Raw genomic sequence first — 21,648 nt, 5'->3', positions numbered from 1 at the left:
GAAGCGGCCGGGAAATAAACTCAATTCTGATCGTGGCGGATTCAGCGTGACCCCACCGCACGGGCCAAAACCGAGTTTTTCAACAGAATTGGCCCGTAGCGGTCTTCCGGCAATGGCCCTCATAGCAGTCATCCCGGTTGCAGCGGTCGGCAGGTTCTGACGCTGCAACTGCGTGCTTCCCAGTAAACTGCCCAACGGCTCGCGCGCCCGATCTGTCAAGCCGCTCAGGCAAAGAGAGACCAGTCGGGTTTGTCGGATCTGTTAAACCTGTTAATTCAACCGGTGTGTGACGCTACTGAGTTGATTTCAAACGCACTTTGGGAATGTCATGAGACTTTGTTTAACGGCAGCGGTTGTAGGTATCCGGCGTTTTGCCTTTTAGATCAAAGTTAGGCTCTAAACGATCCTTATGACCATTGATCCGGCGGCTTCAATCGAGCTTGTCACACATGCAGACTTCGAACTCTTTGTCGAGTACCTGAATGATCATCTCGCTGACAACGGGGTGGACGACACCTACTTCCAGCCGCTCCAACGTGGCACGCCACGGCTGTCGGAAGAAAGAGTGTCAGCATTTCGGAATGGCCTAGACCTGGCTATCGGCACCGCAGGCTGGAGGCGCTTATGGGTCATGCGATCGACTGGCGGTCAGATAGTTGGCCACATCGATCTCCGCTCTCATCCTGAAAGGTTCACCGAACATCGTTGCCTGCTCGGGATGGGAGTGCATCGCCAGTACAGACGGCAGCGGATCGGTGTGGCCTTGCTCTCATTTGCAGAGACGTGGGCGATCGAGAAGGCTGGTCTCGAATGGATCGATCTACAGGTCCTTGCCGAGAATAGGGGAGCGATAGAACTCTACTGCCGCATGGGATTTGGCAAGACCGGTGAAATCCCAGAGATGTTCAAAATCGACGGGTGTTCCTTCTCCTATGTGTTCATGGCAAAAAGCTTAGTGGTGCGAGAGCCCGGCTCCGGCGGAGCCCCGGCGCCTAACGAGTAAGGATAGATCGCGCGAAGCCGCGATCTGATCCGTTTGTTGGCCTCACACGAAACCCCTACTGTCCCGATCAAGAGAATGAACGAACTTGAAACAAATGCCGGTCTTGCGGCCACACCGGGCTACGAGTACGCCAGACGTACCGAAAGTCAACTTCATGTCGCCGGGCAGGTACCTCACAACTCATCGGGTCAGCTTGTGGGGGTCATGGACCCGTTCGCTCAAGCCTCGCAATGCCTGAGCAATCTGCACACGCTGCTCTCCGTCAACGGCTTCTCGACGCACGACATTCAGCGCCTTGTCGTCTACGTCGCCGGCGAGCAAGAAAACCTCACAAGGGCCTGGGCTGGCGTACAACATTGGTTCTCTGGAACTGTTCCTCCGGCAACGCTCCTCGGGGTCGCATTCCTTGGGCATCCCGGCCAGCTGGTTGAGGTGGACGCAACTGTCATCAAGAGCTCAGCTCAGGCTCAGTGAGGCCAACATTCCAATCCACCGGACCTCTGGAAAGCTGCGCTCGCCCTCGTCCGGTGAGTTTCAAAGTTGAACGACTATTTTCTCGTTTGAAGGTCGACTGCTTCTGACCGTTTCAATCAAAGTTAAATCTCTATGAAGTTCCTTGCACCTTGGTACGAGACCAAGAACGATGCATTGGCCGCCGAACTGCGCAGGGAAGTGGCGAAGGGTCATGCCTTGCACGGAATGCCTGTCGAAGCACTGGGGCGCAGGGACGATAAGGACGAAGTGCTGTTTGCGGTGCAAGATGGCACGGGGCGCCTCGTCGCTGTGCATTTGACTTTCCAGATGGAGACAGATACCAGCTGGCCTCGCTTTTCAATGTTTGCAAGCGAAGCTGAGTGGATTGAAAAAATGGATGCTGATCATGTCGAGTTCGAGGCTCAACATGCCGGGCCGTGCAAACGTTGAATGGCTGCTTTTTCACTGCGCAAAGTCGGCTCATGGCCGAGAGCGCGCATCTGGCCCGGCGGAGCAAAGCAGTCCTCGGGTAGCGTTGCAGTGGTCGGCAGGTTCTGCTGCGTCGAATATGCAGGCTCGGGTAGGCTGGGCAGCGGATTGGCGTTTGGTCGCTTTAACCACAATTAGGCCGCGCAAACGAGCAGCCACACACGGGCACGACCTAGCTCGACCGTTCGGCCACACACTCCACACCTGGCCAGCGTCTCTACCAAGACAGCAGGATCTGCGAACCATGTCCGTATACAAACAACAGTTGCTCCAATTGCTCGCCTCTGTCGAGGGCCTGACAGCTGAGGCGTCCCCCGTCGGAGGAGGCACCGCCCTGTTTTTTCGAGGCAAGGAGTTTGCGCATTTTCACCATGACCACGAACTTGACCTGCGTCTGACAAAGAAGATCATCGCGTCCTTGGGGCTCTCACATCCTTCCGGGTCGGTACATCACCCGGTACGGTCGGCAGGCTTGCCGTGGATCGAAGTGCGCTTCAACTCAGAACAAGAGGTGCAGCGCGTCGCTGAGATGGTCAAGCTGGCCGTCGCACAGCTGCAGTCTGGGTCGGTTTCGCGCTGAGGACGAAGATAGGCTCACACAGGAGTACAACCGTGCCCGCATTTGATCGGCTGACGGAGAGATTGGGCCAGTACCTGCAGGCCACTGGGGTGCCGGCGTTTGCCCTCGGAGTTGTCCAAGGTTCCGAACTGGTGTATGCCCAAGGATTTGGATCGGTCGGCTCTCGCGGCAGTCAACGACTGGTCTCAGAAGATACGCTGTTTCCAAGCTGCTCCACCGCCAAACCGATCACTGCGACTTTGATCATGCGCCTCGTTGAACGAGGGCTCTTGAATCTGGATGAGCCGATTGTTCGGCACCTATCCTGGCTGACGTATCCAGAAGGCGGGGACGTTTCTCAAGTCACCCTCCGCCACCTGCTTACGCACACGTCGGGCCTTTCATCGGACCCTGACATTCCAGAGTGCTTCTTCTCGGGCTCCCGGGATTGCTTGGAACACTACGTGCGTCACGACGTTCCTCGATACAAAGCTGCGGGAAGTCCTGGGGAGGTTTTTTGGTACAGCAACGCTGGATTCAATATTGCAGGATTGCTGGCAGAACACGTCACCAGCACTCGGTTCGCAGACCTGGCAGAAGAGATGATCTTCTCTCCAGTGGCCATGACATCGACCAGTTTCGACGCTGCCGCGCCCAAACTCGCTGGCAAGACCCTTGATACGGTGGACGATCTCAGGCGCCCACCCGTGCTCTATCCAGCGGGTGGGGCAGTGACCACGATCCAGGACCTTGCGAAACTTGCCATCAGCCACATGCACGGTGGAAGGCTGCCTGTGGGTCGCCTGCTCGATGAGCAAACCGTGCGATCAATGCACGAACGGCAAGCAGACGCGTACACGCGGCAACCACGTTGGTACGGGCTAGGGTTCGACATCGAGTACCACAGGGGTAGGAAGCTTGTGACACATGGTGGAGGTGGCTTCGGTTGCGGCTCCACCTTTGTGATGGTGCCGCAGGAAAAGCTTGCGTTCATTGCTCTGTTCAACCACCCCGCAGGATATGGCGTCAACGCGCGCAACATTCTGGATGAGCTTTTAGGTCTGAGCGATTCGCCCGAACAAGGGGTGAAGCATGCGTACCCAGCAATGTGGTCATCGTATGGCGGGACCTATCGCAGCGCATGGCCGGACACCGAGGGCTATCCGAACGAGGTCACCATTACGGTGTCCACGGACTCCCTGCAAATGGTTTTAGGCAGAAGGGCACATTCGCTGGTGAGCGCTGAGGGTCCGGTTTACGTCACCGAGGATGGCGGGTCAAGTATCGGGTTTGTTCCCGGAGGCCGGTATTTGATGTTTGACGCCTTTGGCATCGGATTGGTGAGTGCGTGGCCCTACATAAAGGTGAGGGCATGAGGCAGGTTCGAAGCCGAAGACCCGCGGAGTGTGGTCTTACCGCTTCGTGAATGGCGGCGAGTGCCTCCTCCGGATCGCGAAGAGCCGGTCGCCTCAGCGGGTAGCAGTCGCTCGGCCTCCTCGTGTGGCTCATCGCTGTTGGGTGGCCGCTGCTGGAGGTGCAACGGTCGGTCGCCTGGCAGACGAGGAATGGCAGGTTCGGGCCGCGGCTGCGATTGCGCCATGAACACCTGACCGGCAGCAACCAGCCTTGACTTGCCGCTCAAGTCGGTGATCCCAAGGGCCGTGCATGGCTGGTCTGAGTCGGATGGCCATCCAGCCGAAAGCGGTCGCTGGCTTTGGGGCAACAGCCGCTCAGTTCGTTCCCCTTCTAGGTGCCGTGGACGCCGCGGATGGTCGATGGGCACCGGAAGTCTTGATACCGTCACTGCAGAGGCTAATACCGTCATGGCACCGACCGACTGGGCAGGCGATACCGTCAAAGCGGACAAGTCCGGCGCCGATCGCGAGGCAAGCTCCAAATCACGGCGCCTTATGGCCAGTAGTTATAAAATGGAGTTGCTTTGTGCGGTTTCAGGCGACGGTAAGCAAGTCGGTATTGACCTCGCTTTGGGCTGCAGATACACGGCTTTCACCTATGAGCAGCGACCGGCTGTTGACAATTGAGTGGGAGTGAGGGGCGAAAGCACTGATCTGGCCTGTCGCAATGATCAATCTTCACAGGCTTTTCTACGCGGTCCGGCCTGACTTGACAGCCAGATTGATGGCGATCGATGCCCTGCAACGGCAAGTGGACGTGCGCCACTTGGAGGGTCGTCGTGTCAGACCGGAGAATTTGCACATCACGCTTCACTGGTTGGGGGACTACAAAGACATGCCGCACGAACTGCTGTGCCGCGCGAAGGAAGCGGGTGGCAGTGTCGAGATGGCGTCGTTCGGTGTCGGCTTCGACCGCATCGGTAGCTTCGGCGGTGCGGGGAAGGGTGGCTTGGTGCTGACCGGCGGCGTCGAACTCAAAAGGCTGCGCCAGTTGCAGCGCGCCCTGGCAACGGAGATGGAAGTCTCGGGAATCGGCCACCACATTCGCAAGCCTTTCAACCCTCATGTGAGCTTGCTCTACTGCGACGAGCATGTAGGCCGCGAACCGATCGCGCCGATTCGCTGGCGAGTGGATGAACTGCTACTGATAGACAGTCTCCTTGGCCGCGGCACACACGTCAATTTGGGCCAGTGGCCATTGCAGAGCCGGCAGATGGGTTTCAGCGATTGGTGACGCCTGGTCTTGGTGATGCTCCTGATCTGTTTCTTTGGGGCGACTCGCATGCCATGCATCTGGCCGACGAACACTTGGAGCATTCGCCATGAACCAAACCTCAGTATGGCGAAGCCTGGCTGAGCGCCGCTGGGGCCTCTGGCGTTCTCTGCTGGTGTACCACGGAATTCCCTGGCGCGGCTACCAGCTGCGGCGTTTCTATGGCCGCTTCCTGCCGCAAGGTGGGCTTGCCTTTGACATTGGCGCGCACACCGGAAACCGCATAGCCGCATTTCGCAGACTCTCTGCGCGCGTGGTGGCGCTCGAGCCGCAGCCGGATTTTGTGCGCTGGTTGCAGCGCAGCTTTTCAAAGGACGAAGGCGTGGTGCTGCGAGCGCAGGCGGTGGGCCGCGTCAAAGGTCAGGCACAACTGTTGGCCAGCCCGCGCACGCCGACGGTCTCGACGCTTTCTCGTGACTTCGTGCAACGGGCCGGTGCAAGCCCTGCCTTCAGTGGCGTGCGTTGGGAAGAAGGCCCCGTGGTGCCTGTGGTCACCTTGGACGATCTCATTGCCGCCCATGGCGTGCCCGATTTCGTGAAGATCGACGTCGAGGGGTTTGAGCTGGAGGTGCTGATGGGGTTGGGCCTTGCCCTGCCATCACTTTCGTTTGAGTTCCTGCCTGCCGTACGGGACGTCGCACTGGGTTGCATCGACAGGCTGGAGACGCTGGCAGGGCCTGGTCGCTATCGCTACGCGGTTTCACTGGGTGAGCGGCTCCGTTTGCTGACCCCGCAAGGTCTCACGGCAACGGCCATGCGTGAATGGCTTCTTGCGTTACCTGCAGACGCACCCTCGGGTGATGTGCACGCCTGGCTACCTGAATCGCATGCGGCCTCAGGTACCCGAGGGTAGGGGGCCGGCGGGGAGGTCGGCGGGAGCGCCTACAGCCACGCTGGGAATAGGCTCAGCGTGTTCAGGTGGTGCACCGTCGAACAACTTGAGCAACACCGGCGTGAGGTCCTCCATCGGACCGAGCGCGGCGGCTGGCAGTTCCAGTCCCTGAACAAACCCGCCAGCCAGCAAGATCCGCATCAGCGCAGGATCGTCGGCGATCACATGCACCGGCACGTCCCAGGTGGCGCCTTGACCTGAGACGAGCGCAGGTGGCTGGTGGTCGCCAACAACCACCCACACCAGTGGCCGTGGCGCCATGTCCTTGAGGTAGGAAGCCATCCACCCGTACTGGTAGCGCATGCTGGCCAGGTAGTTGGGTGTGGGGCGTTGCGAGGCCAGCGGGTTGGCCAGGGCGGTCCGAACGTCCTCCATTCGATAGCCGCCATCGGCGGCCGTCAGCTTGTGCCAATCCATCAAAGGGGCGATGGGGTGGAATGGGGCATGGGTGGTGGTGGTGGGAAATACGACCAGCCGAGGTTTGCGATCGGATGCATCGGCATCGAAGCGCAGTTCCTGCTCGTGCAACAGCGCCATGGCGGCCTGATCCGGAATGCGCCAGTAGCCGAAGTCCGGCCCCCGGTAGCCCATGCCCGCATCGTCGGCCAGGCGATCGAAGCCATAAAAGGCCCCTTCAGGCCAGGGCCGCTTGAGTCCGGGCATCCATCCCACAGTGCGGTAGCCGTTGCGGGCAAAGTGGCTCACCAGGGTCTGACGCTGGCTCGCCAGCAGCAGGTGGTGGTCTGCGTGAGCGGCCGTGTTCACGCCAGACAACAGCGTGGCATGCGAAAGCCACGACGACCCGCCGAAGGTGGGTGCCGTGATGCGCGCCGACACCACCTGCCGGCCGCTGAGGGCGATGGCCTGCGCCAGTTCTGCCCTCGATGGAGCCAGCGCAGCCCACAGATCCGGTTGGTCAAACACGACGGCGCCATACGATTCGGCAAAGATCAACACCACGTCTGCCCGTCCCTGTGGACCTTCCAGGCCTGACAGGCCGCCGTCGAAGGCCGGGCTGGGGCCCAGTGCGGCCTCGACGCGCTCAGGCAGCCAGACCTGGGCCAGCAAGCGGCTCTGATTCACGATGGTGGGCGTCAGTGGCAGCGAAAAAAACCAGCGCGTGTCGCGCACATCGGGCACATAGGCCACAAAGCTGGCGGACAGGGCCGCCACGCTGCCCAGCACCCATGGGCGGCCAACTGGCCAGGTCAGGCTCGCGGCCAGTGTTCGGATGGCGGTGCGCACGATCCACCCGAGAAGCCAAACGCCTACAACGGTCACTCCCAGTCCCGCCGCGAGTTGCCAAGCAGACATTGACTCGGCTGCAACGCGAAGCAGTTCGCCGGCATGCCGCCCGTCCCAATAAACATTCACGGGCCGCCCCAGCACGGCTGGCACCGTCACAAAGGCGTAGCGCACCGCCACCAGGGCCATGAAGCCGGCGGACAGCCATGTGGTGGCTGCCGCAGACAGTCGCCCGCGCCAGCTCACCCAGGCCATCAACATGGCGACACCAATGCACAGCTCGAACGAGAGTCGTGGCATGTACAGCAGGCCAAAACCCGGCCATCGGTTCTCGAAGGTCAGCAGGGTGTTGAGCACACCGAAGGCCAGGCCGAAGCGAAGCAACCACGGCAGGGCCGAAAGGCGCCCGGGCGAAGCCGAAGACGCAGCGGGTGGAGGCGTGTGGCTCACGTGGGAGCGGCAGACAGAGAGAACATCACTTCCGAACGGCCTCGAATTCGATGATCAGCTCTACATCGTCGCCCACCCAGCCGTTGGCCACGGCGTAGTTCATGCCGTAGGCGCTGCGCTTGAAATTGCCTCTGGCGGAGACGCCCATCACGTACGGCTTGCTGCCGATGCCACCGAGTGGCGACTCGGCGCTCTTGTTCCAGGTGGCCTTCAGGGTCAGCGGTTGGGTCTTGCCCAGCACCTCCAGCTGTCCTGCGATTTCAAAGTCGCGGTCGCCGCTGCGTTTTGCGCTGCTGGCCGTGAACACCATGCGGGGAAACTCGCCGCTGTTCAGGAAATCAGGTCCCTTGAGATGCTCATCGCGCTTGCGCTGGTTGCTGAAGACACTGGCGGTTTCCACTTCAATGCGCACATCCGACAGGGCGCCAGTGGTCTCGTCGAAACGGTAGCTGCCTCGCGCCGAGCGGAACAGGCCCAGCACCTTGGCGTAGCCGATGTGGTCCACCAGGAAAGCCACGGTCAGGTGGTCAGGGTCGATCTCGTAGCGCGACGCCTGGGCCTGCGCGGGCGCAGCCGTCAACGAAGACAGGGCGATGGCAAGCGCCGCCATCGAGGTACCGAAAAAAGTGGCGGCTTTGCGGCGTGTGATGCCGCGTGAGAAGACAAAGGGCTGGTTCATGGTTCAGGTCTCCTGATGGGTGGATCAACGCGACAAGGTGCGCACGTCGATGGCGAACGAGGCGGTCAGCAAGACAAGGCTCAAAGCGGCGAGGCCGGCAGCGAGGGCAGGCGGAATGATTGGCCCCAGGCACACGATCAGTGTAGTGATCTGCACCACGCACACCGTCTGGCGGCGTTTGCTGGGCTGCAAGGGAGCAGACAGCCAGGGCCACAAGCGCGCAGCGCCGACGAAGGCGTAGCGCATCAACCCGGAAGCCAGTATCCATGGCCCGGCCTGGCCCACCTGCACCACCAGGGCGCACAGAACAAGAATGAAGAAGGCGTCGGTTTCCATGTCGAACCGCGCACCCAATGCGCTGGCCAAGCCACTGCGGCGGGCCAGGTGGCCGTCCACGGCATCCAGCAGGGCCGTGAGCGTGGCCAGGACCACGATGGCCCAGGCCAGACCCGGTGTGGAAGCCAGCGGTGCTGCAGGGACGGGTTCACCTATCATCCCCGCGATCAGCGCCACCAAGGCCAGCCGGAGGAGGGTCACCCGGTTCGCGGGTCCGAAACGGGCATGGGGATGCACAACGCTGTTGCCTGAGCGGGGTGCCAACGCGCGCCAGATCAGCCAGGCACCTGCCCCGAAGAACACCATCGTCTTGATTGTGTGGCCGAGATTGAAGAAGCCTTGGCCAACCAGCATGCTCGATGCAACCAGCACCCCCAAGGCACCGACGAGCAGGTGCTTCAGGGCATCCTGCTGCAGGGCGGTCAGCCCGGCGGCTGTTGCCGCCGGAGGGGAAAGGGGGCGGTGGCCCTTGGGTTTCATGGTCGGCACCGTAACATTGTCGGAGTTTCGCTTGCGCCTGCCTTGTTGGGTGGGTATTGCACAGCCGGGTTCACGAACGGATCACATGACAGAAAACGCCCCTGCACACAGCCTGGCTTGCTGGATCAATGCACCCCTGCAAGCCGAGCTGCGCACCACCACTTTGCCCGCATTGGCACCTGGCGAGGTGCGTGTCCTGGCCTTGCACAGTGGTGTGAGCCGGGGCACCGAGACCCTGGTTTTCCGGGGCGAGGTGCCCGCCAGTGAGACACAGCGCATGCGCGCGCCGTTCCAGGAAGGCGAGTTTTCTTTTCCGCTGAAGTACGGGTATGTGAGCGTTGGCAGGGTGGAAGAGGGTCCGCCGGATCTGGTCGGGCGCCTGGTTTTCTGCCTCTACCCGCATCAGACCGTGTTTCAGGTGCCGGCATCTGCAGTGCTGCCCTTGCCGCCCGATGTGCCGCCTGCCAGGGCCGTGCTGGCGGCCAACCTGGAGACGGCGATCAATGCCCTCTGGGACGCGCCGCCCCGCATGGGTGAGCGCATCGCCGTGATTGGTGGTGGTACGCTGGGTTTGCTGGTGGCCTGGCTGGCGGCGCAGGTGCCAGGGTGCAGCGTGCAGGTGATTGACATCCAGGCTTCGCGCGCGCCCATTGCCGGGCTGCTCGGCGCCAGTTTCAGCTTGCCGGAGGATGCCAAGGACGAAGCAGATCTGGTGATCCACACCAGTGGACACGCTGCAGGGCTGGCCACTGCCTTGAGGCTGGCGGCCTTTGAGGCCACGGTGCTCGAACTGAGCTGGTACGGCAGCCGCGAAGTATCCGTGCCACTGGGGCAGGCGTTTCACTCGCGCCGACTGGTGCTCAAAAGCTCACAGGTCGGCTCGGTCGCCACGGCCATGCGGGGGCGATGGAGCCACCGTCAGCGTCTTGAGCTGGCGTTGAAAATGCTCACCGATCCGAGACTCGATGCCTTGATCACACACAGCGCGCCGTTTGACGAACTGCCTCAGGTGCTCCAGCGTCTGGCAGGGTCCGGGGCGCCAGATGTGTTGTGCCACCGGATCGACTACCCCGAACCTCGTTGACCTGAGCTTGCGTGTCACCCCCTGCTTTGCACCACTTTTTTTCATCCTCCTTCCAGAACCCATCACAGGACCCTTGCCCATGTACGCCGTCAACGTCAGAGACCATTTCATGATCGCCCACAGCTTCCAGGGAGAAGTGTTCGGCCCCGCCCAGCGCATGCACGGCGCCACCTACGTGGTGGATCTGGAACTGCGGCGCGTGGCACTGGACTCGGATGGCATCGTGGTGGACATTGGTTTGGCCACTCAGGTGTTGCGTGAGGTTCTCGCAGAGCTCAATTTCCGCAATCTCGACGAGCAGCCCGAGTTCGCTGGCAAGAACACCACCACCGAATTTCTGGCCCGCGTGATCTTCAACCGCATTGCCGCGCGCATCGCCGCAGGGGCACTCGGTGCCCAGGCCTTGCCAGGCGCGCACGGGGCAGGGCTCAAGCAGATGCGGGTGACGCTGAACGAATCTCACGTCGCGTGGGCATCGTTTGAGGCCGATCTGCCGGCGCAGCCTTGACCGTGGCAAACACATGAGCGAGCGCAACCTTTGTTTTCTGGTGCCAGGCGACTGGGACACGCCCACCGGCGGCTATGTCTACGACCGGCGGATGGTGCAGGCGCTGCGCGCGGCAGAGTGGTCGGTCGACGTTCGGCACCTGCCGGGTGCCTGGCCGCAGCCAGACGCAGAGGCCTTGCAGGAAACGGCGGCCACGGTGGCGAGGCTGCCCGATGGCGCGCTGGTGATCGCCGATGGGCTTGCGTTTGGCGCCATGGCGGCCATGGCGCAGGCCCACGCGCGGCGCCTTCGATGGGTGGCGCTGGTGCACCACCCGCTGCACATGGAAACCGGTCTGGACGGCCGGGCACGCGAACAATTGCTGGCCAGCGAGACACGCGCGTTGCAATGGGCTGCTCAGGTGGTGGTGACCAGCAGCGCCACGGTGCAGGACGTGGCGGCCATGGGCGTGCCGCTGGCGAAGATCGTGGTGGTGGAGCCCGGGACAGACCGGCAGCCCATTCCGGCAGTTCGCGCCGTGGGTCCATCGCAAGTGGTACGGCTCCTGTGTGTGGCCACGGTCACCCCGCGCAAGGGCCATGCGGTGTTGTTGCAAGCATTGGCCGGCCTGGGTCACCTTGCTTGGGAGTTGCACAATGTGGGCAGCCTGGACCGCGACCTCGAGCTCGCCAGTCGCGTACAAGCCATGAGCTCCGAAGACGCACTGGAGGGGCGGGTGTTCTGGCACGGTGCGGTTGTTGGCGACGCGCTGCAGACGCACTATGCGCAGGCCGATGTGTTCGTGTTGCCCTCCTTGCACGAGGGTTACGGCATGGTGGTCTCCGAAGCCGTGTCGCACGGGATTCCCGTGCTGACCACCACCGCCGGGGCGCTGGCTCACACATTGCCACCAGGTGCCGGGCTTCAGGTGCCGCCCGGGGATGCCGCCGCGCTGCGTGAGGCGCTGGCTCGGTTGATCTCTGCCCCTGAATTGCGAAGCCAGTTGGCGGCCGGCGCGCAAGCCGCAGCGCAGCAACTGCCCGACTGGGACCGCCAAGCGGCCATGCTGGCCCGTGTTCTGGAGACGCTGGCATGAAGCAACCATCTGCCGAAGCAGCCCCTGATGGCTTCAGCGCCGACTGGTTGAGTCTGCGCGAACCATTTGACTTTGAAGCCCGCAATGTCGCTGCCCGGCGCATGCGATGGGTGGAGCGATTGGAGCGCTGGCGCTCGGGCAGCACCCATCCGTGGCGGGTCATCGATCTGGGCTGCGGCACCGGGTCGAACCTGCGCTGGCTGGCCCCCTGGCTGGAAGGTGCGCAGCAATGGCTGGCCGTGGACCACGATGCCGCCTTGCTGAATGCATGGCCTTCGGTGTTTGAGTCCACTGGCGCACCGCTGATGGATGGTGCACACGACCTGACGCGGGTGGCCCGCTGGCCATTGCCTTCCGCTTCCGTTGAGATCGTTCGCCGCCAATTGGATCTGGCGCAGCATCTGGAGGCGCTGCCCTGGTCGGCAGCCGATCTGGTCACCGCTTCCGCGCTGATCGATTTGGTGGGGCCGGTCTGGCTGAAGCAGCTCGTGGCATGCTGCAGCGCAGCCCGGGCCGGCTTGCTCCTGACCTTGAGTGTCGATGGTCGGCTCCGGTGGCACCCCGCAGACCGGGACGACATCTGGATGTCGCACACGTTCGCGGCACATCAGCAGCGCGACAAAGGCTTCGGACCCGCACTGGGCGCCAGGGCCGTGCCAGTGCTTGTGCGACTGCTGCGCCAGGCAGGCTACCGGGTCATGCAGGCGCGCAGCGACTGGCAGGTGGATGGCCGCGCCGACCCCCGCGGACAGGCGCTGATGGGTGCGATGGTGGATGGCCTGGCTGAAGCCGTTCGGGAGCAGCTGCCAGCGTCGACGGAGCGGGTGAGTGCATGGCATGCCCGGCGAATGGCCCGCGCGCCGCAGGCGCGGCTCATGGTGGGACACATCGATGTGCTTGCCCTTCCACCTGCACGGTCCGGATAAGACCCAGGGCAGGCCGCGCGGGTTCAGGCTCGCAGATCGAGGTCCCAGAGCAGGTCGTCGCCCAGGATCAGCATGCGGGCAGGTGGTCGCGGGCAATCCGCCATCACATCGTGTGCCGTGGCCTGCAGGCCGCGCCGGCCCTGACCGATCAGCACCGGCGCCACCACCAGGTGCAGGCGGTTCAAGGCGTTGGAGCGGAAAAACCGCGAGACCGTGACTCCGCCGCCTTCCACGAACAACAGACGCAACCCGCGTTCGGCCAGCGCAGCAACGGCCCGCGGGGGAAGGTACTGACAAGGCAAGCCTTCTTTTTCCAGCAGGCCTTCCACCGCCACCACTTCGGTGCTGGCATGGTTTGCTGCGGCGTCCGTTGGCATCAGCGCCGCGAGTCGCTCGCGCGCGGTGGCTGCATGGCGAGCGTCACACAGCCAGAGGGTGGGGGATTGCCGATCGTTGAACAGCCGCGAGCGTCCGTCCAGCCGGGCGTCGGGGTCCAGCACCACGCGCACCGCGTTCTGTCCAGGCACCCGCCGGGTCGTGAGTTGGGGATTGTCGATCGCCACCGTGCCCGCGCCAACCAAGACCGCGTCGCACAGCGCGCGCAGGCGGTGCAGGTGGACCAGGCTGTGGGGCCCGGTCACATAGTAGGAGTCGCCGGTTTCGGTGGCAACAAAGCCATCCAGGCTCTGACCCAGTTGCGCCACCACCCAAGGAGGCGCATCGGGCAGGTCCCGGTGGGTCTGGCGCGCGTCCAGCATGGGCTTGTAAAGAGCGAAAAGGGCCGCGCTGCGTTCGCTGCAAGGCCCGTTCAGGGCCCATCCCAACTGGCGGCTGTGCGTCAGGCGCCTGTGGCGTTGCGGTGCAGAAGTGTCTCCCTGGCGCACTTTGAGGATTTGCATCCATAGGTCTGGCCAGTCCGCAGGAAGGTCACCGGGGGCGAGGGCTGCGGGATCGGTCGGGGTTTTCACTTGCAAGGGTTTGACCATGCGCAGCATCTTCGCATCCAGACCAAAAAACCCAGAGACCCAAACGAATCGAGGGACTTTGCGGCGGCGGCCAGCGGAGCCTGTACCCAGCCGTAGGGGACAACGTGCGGTGGCCGCAGGTTCATTCCCAGGTCGGCTTGTAGTAGGGGTCGTCTTCGGTGGTTTCGCCCAAAGAACCATCGGCACCGGGGGGCGCGGCATCGCCCAACAACAGCCAGGCCAAAGCCACCACCACTGGAAGCGCCGCCAGCATGGCGGTCAGCAGCGGCGTCCAGCGGGGATGACGCGCCGACCAGGAGGCGCGCTTCAGGAGCACAGGTGCCGCAAAGGCCAATGCGATAACCGCCACGCGCCCTGCAGTCGATGGACCCGGTACCGCCAGCGAATACGCGATGACCAGCCACGCCAGACCCAGAGGAAAAAGGGCAGCCGGCTGGATTGCAAGGCCGGCAGCAGGCCGCAGCCAGGCCCACAACCCAGGAACGGCCGTGACCACGCCGAGCATCATGGCCAGTTGCGCCAACAGCAGCGATCCGCCAGCCGCCGCGATCCCGGCCAGCCCCAGGGCAGCCACCGTGAGCGTAGCTGAATCGGCAACACCGTTGACCGCAGCCTTGGCAGGGGTGGACGGTGGTTCGTGTGCGCCCTGTGTCCTTCCTTGAATGGGGCGCTTGATCAGCAACGATGCCAGCACGGCCGCTCCCGCGAGTGCGCCGAGCAATGAGTGCGCCCACTGAGCGGGGTCGGCCGTCAACCAGACACAAGCCACCGCCCATAGGGCCGAGCCCATGGCCCAGTGCATCCAACGATTGGGTTGCGTGGCGCCGGACAGCACCCAGACGAACGCCAGGCCCGTGCCGCCCAACGCGATCCACGGCAGCTTTTGTGCCCTTGCTGTGGCCGGCCAGTCAAACCCTGGCAACAGGAGAAAGCTCAGCAACAAGGCCATGGCCGAGCCCATGGCCCACCACCGCAGCCCCGCCGATGTCTGGCGCATGCCGAGTGACACGGTGAGCACAAGGGTCAGCAAAAGGGGCAAGCCCAGACTCTGGAATGCCGGATGGTGGATGAATGACATGGGGTATGGGGCGGAGACCAACGATACAACGGCCGCTCATCATCGCATCGGAGGCCTTGAATGAGGAAGTCCTCACCAGTGCATTTGCGTTATTCCGTTGCAGGGACCATGAGCCGTTCGAAAGAGACGCTGTGGGTCCGGGTCCACCGGTGCTGCATCCGTATATATAATGCGATCCATTCGTATTCGCGTTAATCTACTCAAGGAAAAACCCGGCCGGTGGTCCCGAAAGAGGGCACACATGGGATTCGCCTTTGTTCCAGACGCTCAACCAAACCTGATTGCCGTGAAGAACCCCTTCCACAAGCGCCACTTCGTCTCAGGAGTTTGCCCATGACCGCTGCCGTCAGCCAGAACCCGGAACAACTCCCATCAGACGAGTTCTTCGACACCGACGGTGTGCCCGCAGACGGTTCGCGCAACGCTGAGGCGGCTTCTCAAGGCAAGAAAAAAACCTCGCGCACCAAGTTGTGGTTTCTGGTTCACAGCTGGGCTGCCTTGCCGATCTGGATCTTTCTGTTTTTTGTCTGCCTCACCGGCTCGATTGCGACCGTGAGCCAGGAGATCGTCTGGCTCGCCGATCCCGCCGTGCGTGCGCGGCCACCTTCTTCCGATGCGCGGGTGCTGGGCTACGACGAGATCCTGGCAGCGGTGAACAAGGCACGACCCGATGCCATCGTTCGCAACATTGCCAGACCGGTCAAATCCCAGTTCGCACTGGCCGTGCGCGTGTCGTATGCAGACGGGACCAGCGGCATCATGCATGTCAATCCGTACACGGGCGACATCCAGGGCACGCAAACGGGTTTTGACTTCCGGCAGTTCATTCGCGCCCTGCATGGGTGGTTGCTCATGCCGTTCAACAACGGCTTCAACTTTGGCTGGTACGCCGTCTCGCTGCTGGGATTGCCGATGCTGGTATCGCTGGTGACCGGCCTGGTGGTCTACAAGAAGTTCTGGCGCGGTTTTTTCAAACCCCGGCTGCGGGTGCGCCAAGGTGCGCGGGTGTTCTGGGGCGACTTTCACCGACTGGCCGGCATCTGGTCGATTCCGTTTGTGCTGATCATGGCAGTCACGGGTCTGTGGTTCCTGACCCGGGCGCTGTTGTCCGACTTCTCCATCTCCATCACCACCGAGGGCGTGCCGCCCGTCATCGCGCGTGCGGATGTGCCCATCACCAGTGACGGCCTCAAGCCGCCGCTGATCACGCTAGAACAGGCGGCCCAGCGGGCACGTGACGTGATGCCCGAGTTGCAGCCCCTGAGTGTGCGTCTGCCAGCCAACGCCTACGACCACATCGTGGTGCAGGGCAGGGGCGATTACCCGCTGCTGTTCGAGCGCCTTCACATCAACCCCTACAACGGAGCGGTCGAGTCGGTGCGGCGGGTTTCAGACCGCTCCGCACTGGAGCTGGTGACCGAGTCCATGCGACCGCTGCACACCGGCGATTTCGCAGGCTTGTGGCTCAAGCTGGTCTATTTCTTCTTCGGCGTGCTGCTGACCATGATGGTCTTCAGCGGCATGCTGATCTGGACCAAGCGCACCGTACAAGCCACTGCTTCGGCACTCAAACGCGAACATCGAGACGCCCGGGAACCCACCGGAGCCCAGCACGCAGCGGCCTCAACCGTCACATCCATGGAAGGCGCCCAATGAACCCGTCATCAGCACAGAGGCTGCCTGCGAATTTGATCCGCACATGGTGGTACCGGTGGCGCTTCCGGCTGAGTGCACTGCTGCTGGTGATTCCGGTTGTCACGCTGACCACCTATTTCGACCGCCTGGCGCTGTTTGACGGTGCCAAAGGGCTCGGTGAGGGAGAAGTGGAGGAGGTGGTGGTGGGACCCTGGTCGGTGCGGCTGGCCGAGTGGCAGGTGCAAGAGCCCTTCCGCGATGGCGAAGCGGGCTACATCAAGGTCTTCAGCATGGCGCTTTGTGAACAGTGCCTTTCGCAGGTCAAGGCCGCCTATATCAGGGTCGGCAAGCCACGCAGCCTGCGTGCGGCGGGCGGTTTGTTCTTCGGCACCCCATACCTCCAGCAGGCGAGCGTGCGCATTCCGGACAAGGCCGAGGCAGACACCGACCTGTGGATCACGCTGGAGGGCTGGGACGGCACCGTGCACCAGGCGGCTGTCCCGCTTGCACAGGCATCTCCTGTCACGCTGGCATGGATGAAAAAGCGAGGAAACGCATCATGACGAAACCCCACTCCGTTCAAACCAGTGCGCCAGGCACCTCCACCATCCGCATGCCTTTGAGGCTGATGTTGGTGGCTGGCCTGCTCGGCAGTGCTTCCCTGAGCTGGGCGCACAACCCGGTCTGCATCTGCAAGAAGCACGGTGGCGACGAAGTGCGCTGCGTGGGCGGTTTCTCCGACGGCAGCAAGGCCGCTGGCGTGAAGCTCGACGTGATCGCCTACGACGAAACCATCGTCAAGGCTGGCAAGCTGGGGCCAGACTCCTCGCTCACGTTCAAGCGCCCCAAAGGCGCGTTCTATGTGTTGTTCGACGCGGGGCCTGGCCACGTGGTGGAAGTCGACCACACCGACATCGACTGATGGCCGAGCAGCTTGTCAGACCCGCCGGTGCCGGCCATGAAACCGCCTGGGTGGCGTTGTGTGCGCTGACCATCGTGCTGGTGGCCGGTGCGGTCATTGGTGTGCGCTCTCCACCGGCCGAGACAGCTGCCGTTGCAGCCCACCAACTGGACGCGCGCGACGACCTCACCGCCGCTGAGCAGGGCATCTACGCCGACCTTCGATTGGTTGTGATCGAACTGCCAGGCCTTCACGAGCAGGCCCGGCCTTCGGTGGCAGAGTTGAGAGAGGCCGATCTGCCCCCGTTCACCGTTGACCTCGGCTCGTCCGGGCGGGGAGGGCATGTCTGGTCGGCCATTCGCAGTGAGCAGGCAGACGCCTATGTGGGCCTGAGCACAGCGCCGGAGGTGGCGGGTTCCATGTTATTGCGCCTGTTGCCCCATGACGCGCAAGCCCCTCACGCGGACGAAGAACCCGACATCTGGCTGCACCGCGCTGCCCGCCCCGAATTGCCCCACCGTCTCGCGCCCGACGACCTGATCGCCAAAGGGTGGAAACAGGTGGTGTCCAGATTCGACGCTGGCGTGACCCGTCACTCCCATTGATCAAGGCGCCTGCCCGATGGGCGCCACCCATTTCGAGAGTCCCCATGTTCCAACCGCCCAAGTCCACCAGCCCAACGCAGGTGCTTCGTCGACGTCAGATGCTGCTGAGTGCAGGTCTGATGCTGATGCTGCCGGCAGGGGCACATTCGAGTGATGGCCCCCGGCGCCTGCGCATCGGCGTGACCCTGCATCCGTACTACAGCTACGTGGCCCGCATCGTGGGCGACCGCGCCGAGGTGGTTCCCGTGATTCCCGCCGGCTTCAATCCGCATGCCTACGAGCCCAGGGCGGAGGACATCAAACGCATTGGTACGCTGGATGTGATGGTGGTCAACGGCATCGGTCACGATGACTTTGCCGAACGCATGATCGCCGCCAGCGAAAAGCCCACCCTGCCGCTGATCGAGGCGAATGCCAATGTGCCACTGCTGGCGGCCACGGGCATGGCTGGCCGGGGCGGCTCGGGCAGTGTGGTCAACCCCCACACGTTTCTCTCGGTGACCGGGGCCATCGCGCAGGTCAATACGATCGCACGCGAACTGGGCCAGATCGACCCCGCCAATGCCAAGACCTACCAGGACAACGCCCGCACCTACGCACGCCGTTTGCGCACGCTCCGCGCCAATGCGTTGTCTGAACTGGCCCAGGCGCCAGGTGCCGGCTTCAGGGTGGCCACCATCCATGGCGCCTACGACTACCTGCTGCGCGAATTCGGCCTGGAGGTGACCGCCGTGGTGGAACCCGCCCACGGCATCGAACCCAGCCCGTCCCAACTCAAGGGCACGATCGACCGGCTGCGTGAACTCGACGTCAAGGTCATCTTTTCCGAGATGGACTTCCCGCCCACCTATGTGGACACCATTCAGCGCGAAACCGGCGTGCGTCTCTACGCGCTCACCCACATTTCCTACGGCGCCTACGAGGCCGACAAGTTCGAGCGCGAGACCGCGCGCAATCTGGCCACCGTGGTGCGGGCGATCCGGGAGTCCACCTTGTGAGCGGACCGTCCCTTCTTTTTGATCGCATCGACCTGACGCTGGGTCGCACGAACATCCTGCGAGAGGTGAGTTTTGCCGTGGCAGCCGGTCGCGTGCATGCCTTGGTGGGTCCCAACGGCGGCGGCAAGAGCTCGCTGATCAAGACCCTGCTGGGCCAGACGCCACACACAGGCCGGCTGGTACTGAACTGGCCCCACACGCCGGGGGTGGTCGGCTACGTGCCGCAGGCCATCGAATTTGATCGCACCCTGCCCATGACGGTGGAAGACTTCATGGCCGCGACCACCCAGCGGCGTCCCGCCTTTCTGGGGCGAGCGCGCGGTTCTGCACCGGCCATCCATACAGCGCTGGAGCGTGTGGGCATGGCAGACAAACGCAGCCGGCGCATGGGCGCTTTGTCGGGAGGTGAACGCCAGCGGGTGTTGCTGGCCCAAAGCCTGATTCCAGATCCGGGGCTGATGGTGCTGGATGAACCCATGGCCGCACTGGACGAAGCCGGCGTGCAGGTTTTCGAGAACCTGTTGGCCGCCTGGCGCTCCGCCGGCGTGACCGTGCTTTGGGTAGAGCACGATCTCGAAGCGGTGGGGCGCCTGGCAGATCAGGTTACCGGCCTCAATCGCTTCGTGTTGTTCGACGGACCACCAACTGAAGTCTTGACACCCGACCGCCTGCTCACGCTGTTTTCGACGCGTCCGCGCACGGCGGCACAGACCGAAGAGGTGACCGCATGAGTTATGAAACATTCCGGTTGACGGTGCAGGCCTGGGCCGAAGCGGGCTGGCTACCGCCTTCGCTGGCCTACGGATTTGTGGTCAGTGCATTGCTGGCCGGGCTGATCATCGGGCCAGTGCTGGGCGGTCTGGGCACACTGGTGGTGGTGAAGCGCTTTGCGTTCTTCTCTGAGGCCGTGGGCCATGCCGCGCTGACGGGCGTGGCGATCGGCATCCTGCTCGGTGAGCCTTACACCGGCCCCTACGGCAGCCTGTTCGGCTACTGCCTGCTGTTTGGTGTGCTGCTCAATTTCCTGCGCAACCGCACAGGTCTGTCTGCCGACACCTTGATCGGGGTGTTCCTGTCGGTGTCGCTGGCCATGGGCGGGAGCTTGTTGCTGCTGCTGTCGGGTCGCGTGAACATCCACATCCTGGAGAACGTGCTGTTCGGCTCCGTATTGACCGTGAACGGGCAGGACATCGCCGTGCTGGCGGTGGTGGCGGTGTTGGTGGTGGCCCTGGCGCTGCCGCTCTACAACCACATGATGCTGGCCAGCTTCAATCCGCAACTCGCCGCAGTGCGCAAGGTCAGGGTCAAGCTGCTGGACTACCTGTTTGTGGCCATGGTGACCATCGTCACTGTGGCTGCGGTGAAGGTGATCGGCGCCATCCTGGTGGGCGCACTGCTGGTCATACCTGCCGCAGCGGCCAGGCTGCTCAGCCATTCCATGCGCAGCTTCTTCTGGCTGTCGGTGCTGTTCGCCACGGTGAGCACGATCGCAGGCATCCTGGTGCCCATCGAACTCGAGCTGCCCGTGCCTTCGGGCGCGGCCATCATTCTGCTGGCGGGGGCCCTGTTTGCCATCGCGGCGATCTTGCGTGGCATCGTTCCCGCACTCAAAGGACAAGCCGCATGACCCATGCCTCGCTCAACCGCCGCATCGCCATCACCGCCACCTTGCTGGGTGCCAGTGGCCTGTCATTGGCGACCCCAGCCAAGGGGGACGGCATCAAGGTGCTCGCAGCCCACCCGGTTGCCCATGCTGTGACGCAGCGCTTGCTCACTGGCACATCCGTGCGGCTTGAACGCGTCGCACCCCAATCACTCCCGCCGACCCGTCACACTTCGTATTTCGCGGGCCGTGGGGCGGCGGCGCTGGCGGCGGCTGCGCAATCGGCTGACGCGGTCGTCGGCCTGCGTTCGGTCTGGCCAGAAGACCCCCTGTTTCCGCTTGCTCGGCGGGCCAATATCCGCATTGTGGAGATCGACGCGGCCAAACCTGTCGACGGCGCGCTGCCAGGTGTGAGCCTGCAGCCCGGTGCGCCAGGCGAAGGGCAGCACGCCTGGCTGGATCCCACCAACCTCGGGCGCATGGCCGACATCGTCGCGCACGACCTGAAACTGCTGGCGCCCGACAGCGCATCGCACATCAGTGCACAACTGGCTGCCTTCAAGCGGGATGTGGTGGCCCTCACCGCCAAGGCAGGCGTCGCATTGGCACAACTCGAGGACGTGACTGTTTTCAGTCTGTCGGACCGACTTGACCACTTCGCTGCCGGGTTCAACCTCGACCTGTCCGGATGCGATCATCGCGACGATACGGCCTGGGAACCTGACGCGCTGAAGACCTTGAGCCAGACCCTGCGAGATGCCGAGGTGGTGGTCGTGCTACATCACCGCGAACCTGCCACCGAAGTGGCCCGCGCTGTGAGAGAGGGTGGCGCCCGTCTGGTGGTGTTGTCTACTGTGGGCATGGACCCGCTGGCTGAACTGGCGAGCAACGTCGAGCGGCTGGTTCAAGGACTGACACCGGCCTGAAGAGCGTGGCAAACGGTCGTTCCGGCTT

Annotated in this window: 25 protein-coding genes; 20 read left to right on the top strand and 5 right to left on the bottom strand. The window is 63.2% G+C overall.

What is annotated here, in order from left to right; all coding sequences use genetic code 11:
* Positions 1-409 precede the first annotated feature (409 nt).
* From J2W49_RS04615 to J2W49_RS04580, 8 genes are all read left to right on the top strand, one after another.
* Positions 410-1,003, top strand: a complete 594-nt coding sequence (locus J2W49_RS04615; protein WP_310312067.1) for a GNAT family N-acetyltransferase — start codon at positions 410-412, stop codon at positions 1,001-1,003.
* 75 nt (positions 1,004-1,078) lie between these two features.
* Positions 1,079-1,477, top strand: a complete 399-nt coding sequence (locus tag J2W49_RS04610; protein WP_310312064.1) for a RidA family protein — start codon at positions 1,079-1,081, stop codon at positions 1,475-1,477.
* A gap of 132 nt (positions 1,478-1,609) precedes the next feature.
* The gene (locus tag J2W49_RS04605; RefSeq protein ID WP_310312062.1) at positions 1,610-1,927 is read left to right on the top strand and encodes a hypothetical protein; all 318 of its coding nucleotides are present in this window, start codon (positions 1,610-1,612) and stop codon (positions 1,925-1,927) included.
* Positions 1,928-2,210: 283 nt separating this feature from the next.
* On the top strand, positions 2,211-2,546 hold the full coding sequence (locus J2W49_RS04600; protein WP_310312059.1) for a luciferase domain-containing protein: 336 nt from the start codon (positions 2,211-2,213) through the stop codon (positions 2,544-2,546).
* 32 nt (positions 2,547-2,578) lie between these two features.
* Entirely contained in the window at positions 2,579-3,901 is a 1,323-nt protein-coding gene (locus J2W49_RS04595; RefSeq protein ID WP_310312056.1) for a serine hydrolase domain-containing protein, read from the top strand.
* A gap of 447 nt (positions 3,902-4,348) precedes the next feature.
* Positions 4,349-4,567, top strand: a complete 219-nt coding sequence (locus J2W49_RS04590; protein WP_310312054.1) for a hypothetical protein — start codon at positions 4,349-4,351, stop codon at positions 4,565-4,567.
* Positions 4,568-4,607: 40 nt separating this feature from the next.
* Positions 4,608-5,174, top strand: coding sequence for a 2'-5' RNA ligase family protein (locus J2W49_RS04585; protein WP_310312051.1), 567 nt, complete (start codon positions 4,608-4,610; stop codon positions 5,172-5,174).
* 88 nt (positions 5,175-5,262) lie between these two features.
* Complete coding sequence (locus J2W49_RS04580) at positions 5,263-6,066, top strand: FkbM family methyltransferase (RefSeq protein ID WP_310312047.1); 804 nt, start codon at positions 5,263-5,265, stop codon at positions 6,064-6,066.
* On the opposite strand, the gene J2W49_RS04575 is transcribed toward J2W49_RS04580, so the two are convergent.
* Genes J2W49_RS04575 through J2W49_RS04565 form a run of 3 tightly spaced genes read right to left on the bottom strand, consistent with a single transcriptional unit; the run spans position 6,049 to position 9,295 of the window.
* Entirely contained in the window at positions 6,049-7,800 is a 1,752-nt protein-coding gene (locus J2W49_RS04575) for an LTA synthase family protein (protein WP_310312044.1), read from the bottom strand. The genes J2W49_RS04580 and J2W49_RS04575 overlap by 18 nt on opposite strands.
* Before the next feature lie 25 nt (positions 7,801-7,825).
* Entirely contained in the window at positions 7,826-8,479 is a 654-nt protein-coding gene (locus J2W49_RS04570) for a YceI family protein (protein ID WP_310312041.1), read from the bottom strand.
* 24 nt (positions 8,480-8,503) lie between these two features.
* A complete protein-coding gene (locus J2W49_RS04565; RefSeq protein WP_310312037.1) occupies positions 8,504-9,295 on the bottom strand; it encodes a CDP-alcohol phosphatidyltransferase family protein in 792 nt (263 codons plus the stop codon).
* An 85-nt stretch (positions 9,296-9,380) separates the two neighbouring features.
* Between J2W49_RS04565 and J2W49_RS04560 the strand changes: the two genes are divergently transcribed.
* The 4 genes from J2W49_RS04560 to J2W49_RS04545 all read left to right on the top strand — a co-directional run bounded on the left by J2W49_RS04560 (position 9,381) and on the right by J2W49_RS04545 (position 12,888).
* Entirely contained in the window at positions 9,381-10,379 is a 999-nt protein-coding gene (locus J2W49_RS04560) for a zinc-dependent alcohol dehydrogenase (RefSeq protein ID WP_310312034.1), read from the top strand.
* Positions 10,380-10,458: 79 nt separating this feature from the next.
* Positions 10,459-10,887 carry a 6-pyruvoyl trahydropterin synthase family protein gene (locus J2W49_RS04555; protein ID WP_310312033.1) on the top strand — a complete coding sequence of 143 codons (429 nt, stop codon included), beginning with the start codon at positions 10,459-10,461 and terminating at the stop codon, positions 10,885-10,887.
* A 13-nt stretch (positions 10,888-10,900) separates the two neighbouring features.
* Positions 10,901-11,962 carry a glycosyltransferase family 4 protein gene (locus tag J2W49_RS04550; RefSeq protein WP_405000978.1) on the top strand — a complete coding sequence of 354 codons (1,062 nt, stop codon included), beginning with the start codon at positions 10,901-10,903 and terminating at the stop codon, positions 11,960-11,962.
* A complete protein-coding gene (locus tag J2W49_RS04545) occupies positions 11,959-12,888 on the top strand; it encodes a class I SAM-dependent methyltransferase (protein WP_310312027.1) in 930 nt (309 codons plus the stop codon). Before J2W49_RS04550 ends, J2W49_RS04545 begins: the two co-directional genes overlap by 4 nt.
* A 23-nt stretch (positions 12,889-12,911) precedes the next feature.
* Here the strand turns inward: J2W49_RS04545 and J2W49_RS04540 are convergent, their stop codons facing one another.
* Complete coding sequence (locus tag J2W49_RS04540; RefSeq protein WP_310312024.1) at positions 12,912-13,787, bottom strand: RibD family protein; 876 nt, start codon at positions 13,785-13,787, stop codon at positions 12,912-12,914.
* 208 nt (positions 13,788-13,995) lie between these two features.
* Entirely contained in the window at positions 13,996-14,952 is a 957-nt protein-coding gene (locus tag J2W49_RS04535) for a hypothetical protein (protein WP_310312021.1), read from the bottom strand.
* 333 nt (positions 14,953-15,285) lie between these two features.
* Here J2W49_RS04535 and J2W49_RS04530 point away from each other — a divergent pair, with 333 nt between their 5' ends.
* The 8 genes from J2W49_RS04530 to J2W49_RS04495 are packed head-to-tail and all read left to right on the top strand — an operon-like array spanning position 15,286 to position 21,620.
* Entirely contained in the window at positions 15,286-16,608 is a 1,323-nt protein-coding gene (locus J2W49_RS04530) for a PepSY-associated TM helix domain-containing protein (RefSeq protein WP_310312019.1), read from the top strand.
* Positions 16,605-17,150, top strand: coding sequence for a thiamine pyrophosphate-binding protein (locus J2W49_RS04525; RefSeq protein ID WP_310312016.1), 546 nt, complete (start codon positions 16,605-16,607; stop codon positions 17,148-17,150). Before J2W49_RS04530 ends, J2W49_RS04525 begins: the two co-directional genes overlap by 4 nt.
* Positions 17,147-17,509: a hypothetical protein gene (locus J2W49_RS04520; protein WP_310312013.1), complete on the top strand. Its 363-nt coding sequence runs from the start codon at positions 17,147-17,149 to the stop codon at positions 17,507-17,509. Before J2W49_RS04525 ends, J2W49_RS04520 begins: the two co-directional genes overlap by 4 nt.
* The gene (locus tag J2W49_RS04515; RefSeq protein ID WP_310312010.1) at positions 17,509-18,093 is read left to right on the top strand and encodes a DUF6162 family protein; all 585 of its coding nucleotides are present in this window, start codon (positions 17,509-17,511) and stop codon (positions 18,091-18,093) included. Before J2W49_RS04520 ends, J2W49_RS04515 begins: the two co-directional genes overlap by 1 nt.
* Before the next feature lie 44 nt (positions 18,094-18,137).
* A complete protein-coding gene (locus J2W49_RS04510) occupies positions 18,138-19,091 on the top strand; it encodes a metal ABC transporter solute-binding protein, Zn/Mn family (protein WP_310312007.1) in 954 nt (317 codons plus the stop codon).
* The gene (locus J2W49_RS04505; RefSeq protein WP_310312003.1) at positions 19,088-19,822 is read left to right on the top strand and encodes a metal ABC transporter ATP-binding protein; all 735 of its coding nucleotides are present in this window, start codon (positions 19,088-19,090) and stop codon (positions 19,820-19,822) included. The genes J2W49_RS04510 and J2W49_RS04505 overlap by 4 nt, the downstream gene beginning before the upstream one ends.
* Positions 19,819-20,718: a metal ABC transporter permease gene (locus J2W49_RS04500; protein ID WP_310311999.1), complete on the top strand. Its 900-nt coding sequence runs from the start codon at positions 19,819-19,821 to the stop codon at positions 20,716-20,718. The genes J2W49_RS04505 and J2W49_RS04500 overlap by 4 nt, the downstream gene beginning before the upstream one ends.
* Positions 20,715-21,620, top strand: a complete 906-nt coding sequence (locus J2W49_RS04495) for a metal ABC transporter solute-binding protein, Zn/Mn family (RefSeq protein WP_310311996.1) — start codon at positions 20,715-20,717, stop codon at positions 21,618-21,620. The genes J2W49_RS04500 and J2W49_RS04495 overlap by 4 nt, the downstream gene beginning before the upstream one ends.
* Positions 21,621-21,648: the final 28 nt, after the last annotated feature.

Source organism: Hydrogenophaga palleronii (assembly GCF_031457455.1).
In the GTDB taxonomy this organism is placed as follows: Bacteria; Pseudomonadota; Gammaproteobacteria; order Burkholderiales; family Burkholderiaceae_C; genus Hydrogenophaga; species Hydrogenophaga palleronii_A.
Note: the sequence above shows the minus strand (reverse complement) of the source record. Positions and strands in the feature narration are given on the sequence as shown.